This is a genomic window from Streptococcus sp. HMSC068F04, assembly GCF_001837455.1.
GTDB lineage: Bacteria > Bacillota > Bacilli > Lactobacillales > Streptococcaceae > Streptococcus > Streptococcus salivarius_D.
In genome coordinates this window covers 17,291-27,972 of the sequence record NZ_KV832533.1, presented here as the reverse complement: position 1 = coordinate 27,972, position 10,682 = coordinate 17,291, and the positions used below count along the sequence as shown (strand labels likewise).

2 protein-coding genes are annotated in these 10,682 nt (G+C 37.5%); both read right to left on the bottom strand.

The window, feature by feature from the left end; genetic code table 11:
- The coding region (locus tag HMPREF2571_RS09530; protein WP_256315271.1) for a Spy0128 family protein at positions 1-4,396 on the bottom strand (4,396 nt) is incomplete at its 3' end.
- Positions 4,397-6,010: 1,614 nt separating this feature from the next.
- On the bottom strand, positions 6,011-10,682 hold a 4,672-nt coding region (locus HMPREF2571_RS09525; protein WP_141760083.1), incomplete at its 5' end, for an SspB-related isopeptide-forming adhesin.

Sequence of the window (10,682 nt, the reverse complement as noted above, 5' to 3'; positions counted from 1 at the left end):
GTTTAACAGTCTTAGTATTCAAGTTTTCTGGTTCGTTGTTTGCAACACCATCAACATATGGATTCGCATTTGTTGCTGTGTACTCGTTACCAGGTACATCATCATCATCATCCATCAACTTGTTACCAGTGATGTCGAATTTCTCTTTAGAAACGACAAATTTTTCTGGTTGGAATTCAGGAGTTTCTGGAGGAGTGACTTTGTTGTTGAATTCTTTATCTGCAGTACCGTCAGTTGCGTTACCGTTAGCGTCTACACCACCAGTTGATGTAACGTTTGTAACAGTAGTCAATGTGTGACCGTTCTTAGCAACTTCAACTGTCACTGTAGCTTTCATCTTATCGTAAGTCATTCCGAATTCTTTGTTTTCAGGAATCACTTCTTCTACAGTGTAAGTGTGTGTACCAACTTTAGTATTGTCGAATGACAATTCTGAGAAGGTTACGTTACCAGCAGCATCATTTTTAACTGTTTCAACGACGTTACCAGCAGCATCTTTCAATACGAAGCTAAATTCACCAGCTTTAAGTTCACGACCTGCCAATTTCTTAGTGAAGTCAAACTTAGTTACAACTGGAGAAACTACATAGTTGTTGAACTCTGTGTCTTCAGGCATTGTAACAGCAGTACTCAAGAGACCTGTAGTAGCATCTTTAGTAACTTTAACTTTCACTTCTGCGTTCATAGTATCGTAATCGATGTTTGTATCGTTACCAGCTTTTTCACGCACAGTGTAAGTGTGTTCACCTTCAGCACTGTATTCAATAGCATCAAATGTGATTGAACCATCTGCTGCATTTTTCTTAGTTTGAATAACGTTGCCGTTTTCAAGCAATTCAAACTCGAAGGCACCTGCTGTGAGCGCTTTACCTTCAAGACGTTTAGTGAACTTGAATTGAGCTTGAGTAGGAGCTGATGTGAAGGTATTGTTGAATTCTGTATCAGTTGGAAGAGTTGCAACAGCAGTAAGCGCATGACCTGACTTAGTAACCGTAACTGTTACGTTAGCTTTCATTGGGTCATAAGTCATACCTGCTTCAGTTCCTCGAACTTCTTCTACAGTGTACTTATGGTTACCAACTTGAGCATTTGTAAATGTCAAGGCATCAAATTTAACTTTACCGTTGGCATCATTTTGTTTTGTTTGAAGGACTTTACCATCTTTGTCTTTCAATACGAAGCTAAATTCGCCAGCTTTCAAGTTACGACCTGCAAGAGCTTTGCTGAAGTCAAATTGAGCAGTTACAGGAGCTACAACGTGGTTGTTGAAGATCTTGTCATCAGTACCAGTTGCTTCACCACCTGTTGAAGTCATTTCAGTCTTAGCAGCCAAAAGACCTGTAGTAGCATCTTTAGTAACCGTTACTTTAACTGCGATAGTCATTTCATCGTAGTCTACATCGGCATTGTTGCCTTTCACTTCTTTAACAGTGTAGTTGTAGACACCTTCATGGTCAAATGACAATTCGCTAAAGTTAATCTTACCGTTAGCTTTGTTGGTTACAGTTTCATTAACATTGTTATCACCAGTCAACGTGAAGCTAAAGTCACCTGCGTTCAAAGTACCATTTGAAAGTGATTTATCAAAGTCAAGGTTAACTTTAACCGCACCTGGTGTGAATGTGTTATTGAATTCTGTATCTGCTGGAAGAATGTTAGTTGCTTTAAGAACGTGGCCTTCCTTAGTAACAGTGATTGTTACTTCAGCTTTCATTGTATCGTAAGTCATACCAGCTTCTTTATTATCTGGGATAACTTCTTCTACAGTATACTTGTGAGTACCAACTTGAGTATTATCAAATGTCAAGTCATCAAAGGCAATAACACCACTAGCGCTGTTTTTCTTGGTCTGAAGAACATTACCAGTTGAATCTTTAAGAGCAAATGTAAATTCGCCTTCTTTAAGAGTACGACCTGCAAGAGCCTTACTAAAGTCGAACTTAGTTTTAACTGGAGCTACAACGTAGTTGTTGAAAATTTTATCATCTGCACTTGATTTGAATCCACCTTCAGCACTGTATTTAACTGAAGCTTGCAAATCACCAGCAGCATTTTTCTCAGTTACAGTAACTGTCATTGTAACAGTCATTGCATCATAATCGACGTTTGTATCTGAGCCTTTAACCTCAGTAATTGTGTAAGTGTATACTCCAGCTTTGTTAAATGTTAATTTACTAAATGTAGCTTTACCATTTTGGTTAGTTACTGTTTCTTCATATGAAGGAACTGATTTGTTAGCTTGCTCTTCTTTAATCTTAAAGCTAAATTCACCATTAACAAGTGTGCGTCCTTCAAGTTGTTTTTCAACTTCTGGAGTCACTGTTACAGGTTCTGACTTCACATAGTAGTAGACTGTTGGCTTGTATGGCGTCAAAGAGTTGAGCAAGTCAACGTTAGTACCAATACCTCCTACTCCACGCTCTAATTGTGCGTTTGGAGAAAGGTGACCGATATTATCTCCCAAGAATGGTACAAATACTGTCTTATACGGAGTGTAAGAAGCATCTCTTTGGAAATCAAATGGAACGTCCTTACCATTTGGATAGTTCGTTTTTGCCCCTGTTCTTGGATCAGTTACAGTGTGTGCAATCGTTTTAAGTGGTGTTTTCTTAACAACCAACTCTTCTTTGTTATAATCACCTGGTTTAATAGGCTTGGTTTCTGCTAGCAACATATAGCCATCAGTGTTCAATGTACCATCAGAACGTTTGTTTTGTTGTCTTGGATCTAATAAGTAAACACGAATGACAACAGATCCATCTTCTCCAACAATTTCTTTGATACGTTTTATTCCAGCACGATCAGCATCCATAAACTTGGTACCAACTGTATAAGGACGGCTAACATAACCAGTTGTTGAATCTGGAGTAGCTGTTTGATAAAGTTTGTAACCATCAAATTGACGTTCACCAGATGCTGTAAAGTGTTGTCCTTCCATCGCTTTCAGCGTGTAGTTGGCTAATGTTACTTCATTACCATTTGGTACATAATCTTGAACAGTTTTATCTGTTTTATTCGCATTAAATGAAGCATTATTTCTATCGACTACTCTATAGTAAGTTGATTTTTGAACAAATAATGGAATTTTAGCATTCGTATCTGTAATAGTACGACCATTATATGCTGGTTCTACAACGTTGATGATATCCGTTGAATTACGCGCAGCATAAACTGCATCATATAAAGCTTGTTCTGTAGGAGTTAGATTGTGTCCTGGAGCAACTAAAGCCTTGATACTTGGACCAACTTCATATCCAAGTTGGATAAACGGTGAATCTGTCTTCCCTGGTCCAGCACCTAAACCTTTATCGTAATCTACTTGCCAAGTTAACTCCCCATTAGAGGCTGCTTTGGTAGTCGTAAATTTTTGAATACCACTAGAAGCTGATACGGTTCTTGTTTCTACTACATTACCAGTGTTCTTGTCAACCAATTCAACAGTAGTATCTGTTGAAGCATCAAATCTCTTGTAAGCACGTGTATAGTAATTTGTATGGTAACGTTTGTTGAAATTAGTAAGATCTACGATACTATAAGTATAGTAGTCACCTTCTTTAGCTTGGTAGCCCGATGGCACTGTTTGAGATCGAACAGTTGCACCATTAGGATCTGTCATATCTGGAGTAGCTTTTTCACCATCTTTAAGGTGAGTTTCTACAGAGACCGCCTCATAGTTGTGATCTGTCAAAGCACGTGTATTACGACGACGGCTACGACTTGTTGCCAAAGCACCAGCATTTGTGATATCACTAGCAGCACGGTCAAGTGTTGCACTACGGTCTGCAGCAGATCTTACAGAATAAGTATTTGCTGTAACACGTGGGCTAACACTTGTAGCTTCTGCTGCGGTTTCGGCTGCTTCAGTATTTTCAGTTGCTGGAGCAGTTGTTGATGCTGTAGCTGAAGTGTTTGAAGCTGTTCTTGTTGAAGCTGGTGTTTCAACATTGTTGCTGGCTGTAGCTGTTGATGCTACTGTAGCTGGCTTAGCTGCTTCTGAAGTAGCTTTTTCTGTTGGCTTTGCAGCCTCTGAAGCTGGTTTAGAAGCTTCTGGTTTCGCAGTTTCTGTAGCTTGTTTGTCAGTTGCCTCTGCGGCAACCTTATCTGTTGTTGAAGCTTCTGGCGTCAAGTTAAATGTTGACGCAGTTGCCTCAGTTGAAGATACAGCTGCAGTAGGATCTGCTTGAGCTGTTGATGCTGTATTCGTCTCAACCAGTTCTGAAGAACTTTCGCCCTCAACTGATGAACCAGGGTTTGATGAAGAAGCATCAGATGCTACGACTTCATCAGCCTGTGCAGTGTGAGCAGCAAAGAGTGCCGTCCCCAACAAGACTGAAGCGACACCAAATGAATATTTACGCAATGAAAAGCGCTGGCGCCTGTTGAAAATGTCTTTCATGTTTAAGTCTCCCTCTAAAAAAATAGTTAGTTATAGATACATGATTATAAGTTAATTCCCCTCATATCCATGATTCTTTTTCATTCTAACATTCTGACAATTTAGAGTCAAGTGATTAAATAATGTTTTTTAAAAAAAGTTTAGTTATCTGACAATTGTAAGAGTAACGTTATTTACAAAAAACATAAAAACGTTAGAAACCTTTTATTTATAACATGTTAAGCGTTTTCTAAAATAAGGCGACAACTACTGTTTTCTAATATTTCATTATATAAATTACGCTTTTCTAAAATAAATTAACTCGGATTTCATTTGTTATTTTCTAATAAAAGCGTCAAAGATTCCAAACCCATCTCATGTTCCATAAATACTTGAATCACCATATATAAACAGAAGTAAGTTCTAAAAATAGTAATTTAAACCTATAATCCGAAAGAAATAATATTATAAAAATAAATTAACATCTTATAATATACACTATATTATTCTCACTTTAATCCATAATAATGGCAATATACGCACACAACCTCTCATTTCTTTCCCTTTTACACTCATATAGATATTTTTATCTTTAATGAAAATGGCATATACATCTAGTCCTAACCTTAGAATAACTTTATCCGTCTAAAATAATACTAACATCTTCTTCGTTTAACAGTATTTCTTCATTAACACTAGTAAAATCTTAAAGAAAGTTTGCAACAATCCAACATCCATAATTGCTCTCACCTGTTTAGCATACTAGTATTCAACTTAAAAAAGAGTCTCATAAGTTAGGATTAATAGAGAATGAGTCCTAGTATTTTCTAACTTCAAAAAATCAAAAGATAACAAAACCTGTGAGAAAAATTATGCCTACTAGTATCTTATTCAAATACAAATGAAAGAATAACCAACGATATTACGAAATAATTTCAATACTCAAATAGTACTAGTAATACATTTCTATCTTATAAGAGATCTTTGAGTACCCAATTACAAAGCAACTATCAGAAAGTCTCCTCCCTTTCCAATACTGTTAACTAATCGGACTACTAGATGTTATCTTTAATGTCGCTCCCTATTGCTTCTATGAAACTTCTACCTCCCATCATCTTAATCATAAAATGAGTAATGATAGTCTATTGAAAGTTCATAAGAGAACTTAAACTTTGATTTTTTCTGATTTCTCAATCAAAAAATGATGGTGTAGCCCCTAGATAAGATGCTTCTATTGTGACTGCAAGATTATCAAATTCACCATAACTAAATAGACAATAGCTCAAAGTCTTTTATCAGCTTCTACCATTACCCACATCATTCATAATATATTTTATTTGAAAGTACTAATCTACTGTCATGAAGAAGTTAATATCAATTTGAATCTGCTCATCTCTTGTGAGAGAAACAATCAGATCACCCTCCTCACACATGTCCATGTAATAAGTTAGCTAATTATAAAAAAGTTCCACAGCCCATAAAGACTTTGGAACTTCTTAATTGACTTCATTATTGGTCACTTACGATATTTTTAAGTGCCGAACAAAAAGAAGCCTGACCTTATTCGGTCAAGCCTCTCTTCTTGAAAACTGAAATAATCTTACTAACTATCTTATTTTTACGCCTATTATTATCTTAGTCTTCTTTTTTTCGTTTTCCTGCCAAACCAAGTCCAGCTGCCGCAAGGAGTCCTCCGAATGCCATTGCTACTACAGACTTGTTCTCACCAGTCTTAGGAAGACCCTGTTCTCTAGATACTTCTGGAGATGTCGGTGGTGTAACTGGTGGTACTACTGGAGTTGGTGGTGTCGGTGGTGTAACCGGTGGCACCACTGGAGTTGGTGGTGTTGGCGGTGTAACTGGTGGCACCACTGGAGTTGGTGGTGTTGGTGGTGTAACCGGTGGCACCACTGGAGTTGGTGGTGTCGGTGGTGTAACTGGTGGCACCACCGGAGTTGGTGGTGTCGGTGGCGTTACAATGTTGTTGAACTCAGTATCTTCTGGCAATTTAGAAGTTACTGTCATAACGTTACCACCCTTAGCTACCAAAACAGTAACTTTAGCTACCATCTTATCGTAAGTTACTGTAGTATCATTACCTTTCACTTCTTCAACCGTGTAGAAGTGGATACCTTCTTCACCATGTTTGTACTCAAGTGCTGAGAACTTAATCTTACCGTCAGCATCATTGCTTACAGTTTCAATCACTTTACCTTTTCTATCCTTAAGTACAAAGCTAAACTCACCAGCCTTAAGGTCACGACCTTCTAGTTTTTTAGTGAATTCAAACGTAACACTAGCTGAAATGTTAACAACACGTTTTTCAGTTGGTTTTTCAGGTGTTTTCACGACCTTCTTAACTGTTGGGTCGTAGTAGTGAACTGTTTGTCCCGCTGTGTTTTCAATATCTGAACCAGAAGGTACGTCAAACTCACCTTTTTCATTCTTACTGTCTTTAACAATTGCCGGAATGTCAAACTTATAGTAACGACCAAAGGCAAACTTAGTTGTATCGATAATTTGGGTATTATCTTTATCACCAAGTGACTTAGTGAAGCCATCTTTAAGGTTGGCTGTAATCACACCGTTTTCAACCTTGATATCGAACATTGCTGTAACATCTTTACCAGTTTTACCATCGTATGCTTTGATATCTGATTGGTTAACATTAAGTTTCTTCTCATCGTAGTTATCAGTGATACCAACGGTTTGAATATAATCCTTGTTGTTTGCGTCAAATTTAGTTGTATCAAGCCATACTTGGTAAACCAATTTATCGCCACGTTTCACAGTCTTAGTATTCAAGTTTTCTTTCTCGTTGTTGTCTGTCTTGTCTACGTATGGGTTCGCATTAGTATCCGCATACTTGTCTGCCAACTCTTTATCATCATCAACGAGTTTATCACCAGTAATGTCAAATTTCTCTTGGTTTACAACATATTTCTCTGGTTGGAACTTAGGTTTTTCTGGTGGAACCACCTTGTTGTTGAACTCTTTGTCGTTAGCATCTGTAGCATTTCCACCTGCTGAAGCATGATTAACGACAGTCTTAAGAATTTTACCATCCTTAGTTACTTGTACTGTCACCGTTGCTTTCATAGCATCGTAAGAAATACCAGGTTTATTGTCATTGACTTCTTCTACAGTATAAGTAAATGTCTTACCAAGATCAGCTTTGCTGAACAAGAGTTGTTCAAACTTGATGTGGCCGTCTTTATCATTTGATACAGTTTGAAGGACTTTTCCATCTTGGTCTTTCAATAAGAAGCTGAACTCACCTGCAGTCAACTCACGTCCTTCAAGTTTCTTAGTATAGTTGAACTCAAGTGGAACTGGAACGTTATTTTCACGTGTTTGAGTTGGTTTTTTAGGAGTTGTAACTTGCTTATTGTAAGGGTTGTATTGATGAACAATTTCATTGGCCGTATTACTAAACTCAACACCGTCATTGTCTTTAATATTTTTAACAGTTGCTGGGATATCAAATTTATAGTAACGTCCAAAGGCAAACTTAGTCGTATCAATAACTGGAGTCGCATCAGTTGCACTAATAGGTTTAGTCAATTCCGCTTTAGAAGTTGCGTAGATGACACCGTTTTTGATTGAAATTTTGAATTTATCAGTAACATCTGTTTCACCATCATAAACCTTGATTGCTGACTCATCAATATCAAGTTTAGCTTCATCATAGTCATCTGTGATTCCTACTGATTGAATATTGCTTTCAGCTGTAAATTCACGAGTATCAAGCCATACTTGGTAGTAGAATTTCTGACCGCGAGTAAGTGTATGGTGATTCAAGTTTTCAGCTTCAACCTTACCGTTAGGCGCATCATCATCGAGAAGTTTTGTGCCCTTAAGATCAAATTTTTCTTTAGAAACAACATACTTCTCTGGTTTGAAGTTTGGTGTTACGTTATTGTCAAATACTGTATCATCCGCAGTAAAGGCATCTCCACCTTCAGTAGCATAAGAGATAACTGTTGACAACTGATCACCAGAAGAAGGCTGAATAACTTGAACAGTCACGTTAACCTTCATATCATCATAAGTAACACCTGGTTTGTCACCTTTCTCTTCTTCAACAATATAGTTAAATGTTTGACCAATATCAGCTTTTGAATAGTTGATTGTCTTGAAGGTAACTTTACCATCTGCATCATTCTTAGCCTTCTCAAGAATCTTATTAGTTTCTTTATCTTTCAAGACAAAGCTAAATTCATCTGCTTGCAATTTGCGACCATTAAGTGTCTTACCAAAGATTAGCTGAATAGCTGTTGGAATGTTGTTCACACGTTTTTGCGTTGGCTTATCTGGAGTCTCAACTGTATGCGTTCTTGGGTTATAATAATGAACCGTTTGTGTCGCAGTATTTTCGATTTCAGAACCATCGTAAGCATCTTGACTAACTGTAGCAGGTATAACTACTTTGTAGTAACGACCAAATTCAAACTTAGTTGTATCAATAACTTGAGTATTATTTGCATCACCTAGTGACTTCGTAAAGCCTGATTTCAAGTTTGCAGTGATAATACCGTTAGTAACAGCAACGTCAAACTTAGACGTCACATCTGCACCAGTCTCACCATCATAAACCTTAATAGTGTTTTTAGTCACAATCAATTTTGATTCATCATAATTGTCTGTGATACCAACAGTTTGGATATTTTCTTTATTGTTAGCACTAAATTGAGTTGTATCAAGCCAAACTTGATAGTAGAATTTCTGACCACGTTTAACAGGCTGAGTATTGAGGTTCTCAAAGACTTCTTCCAACTCACCCTTATCATTACGGACAGTAACTTTTTCATTATTATTAGATTTATCTGCGTAAGGATTAATCTTAGTATCGCCGTATTTATCAGCTAACTCAGAATCATCATCCAAAAGTTTCTTACCAGTTAAATCAAAGTCTTCATCTCTAACAACATATTTCTCTGGTTTAAACTCAGGTTCTTCTGGTGGTGTCACACGGTTATCGAACTCTTTGTCTGGTGCGTCTACAACATTCTTCACGATTGCTTTTGCCGTACCATCATGAGAAATTGAAACCCTTACTGTTGCAACCATGCCATCGTAAGACACTGTTGAATCTGTTCCTTTAACTTCTTCCACTGTATAATTGTAAGTCTTGCCAATATCATCCTTACCAAATTCAAGTTTCGTGAAGTTAATCTTAGCGATACCGGTAGTTGCATCAGGAGCATCATTTTTCGCACGTTCTACTTCAACGCCATCTTTCTTAAGAACAAATGTAAATTCGTTAGCTTTAAGTTGACGACCATCAAGTTTCTTAGTGAAATTCAACTCAAGTGGAACTGGAACGCTATTTACACGTTTTTCAGTTGGTTTTTCTGGTTTTTCAACTGTGTTGGTTCTTGGGTTGTAGTAGTGAACAATTTGACCAGCTGTATTTTCGATATCTTTTCCTGCTGGGGCATCCGTTTTCACGGTTGTCACAATATCAAATTTATAGTAACGACCAAATGCAAACTTAGTTGTATCAATGATTTGAGTGTTGTTGGCATCTCCTAGTGATTTCGTGAAGCCAGCTTTAAGGGTCGCTGTAATCACGCCACCAGTGTTTGCGATATCAAACTTAGAAGTAACATCTGCACCTGTCACACTATCGTAAACCTTGATTGAGTTCACATCCAATTTAGCTTCATCATAGTTATCTGTGATGCCGACTGTTTGAATATTTTCAGTGTTGGTTGCGCTAAATTGTGTTGTATCCAACCATACTTGGTAAACCAATTTAGAGCCTGGTTTCACTGTCTTCGTATTCAAGTTTTCTGGTTCATTGTTGGCTGTACCATCCGCATATGGATTAGCGTTTGTATCACCATACTTGTCTGTCAATTCAGAATCATCGTCAACCAACTTGTCGCCTGTGATATCGAATTTTTCTGTAGAAACAACGTATTTTTCTGGATTGAACTTAGGTTCTTCAGGTGGTTTCACCTTATTGTTAAACTCTTTATCTGGTGCGTCTACAACATTCTTCACGATTGCTTTCGCTGTACCATCATGAGAGATTGAAACCCTTACAGTCGCAACCATTGTATCGTATGTCACCGTTGCGTCTGAACCTGTAACTTCGTGTACAGTGTAGTTGTAAGTCTTACCTAGATCATCGTTACCAAACTCAAGTTTCTTGAAGTTGATTTTACCAGTTGCGTCGTTCTTCACACGTTCGACTTCAACGCCGTCTTTTTCAAGAACAAATTCAAATTCGTTAGCTTTAAGTTGACGACCAGCAAGAGCTTTCGTGAATTTCAACTCAAGTGGAACTGGAACGCTATTT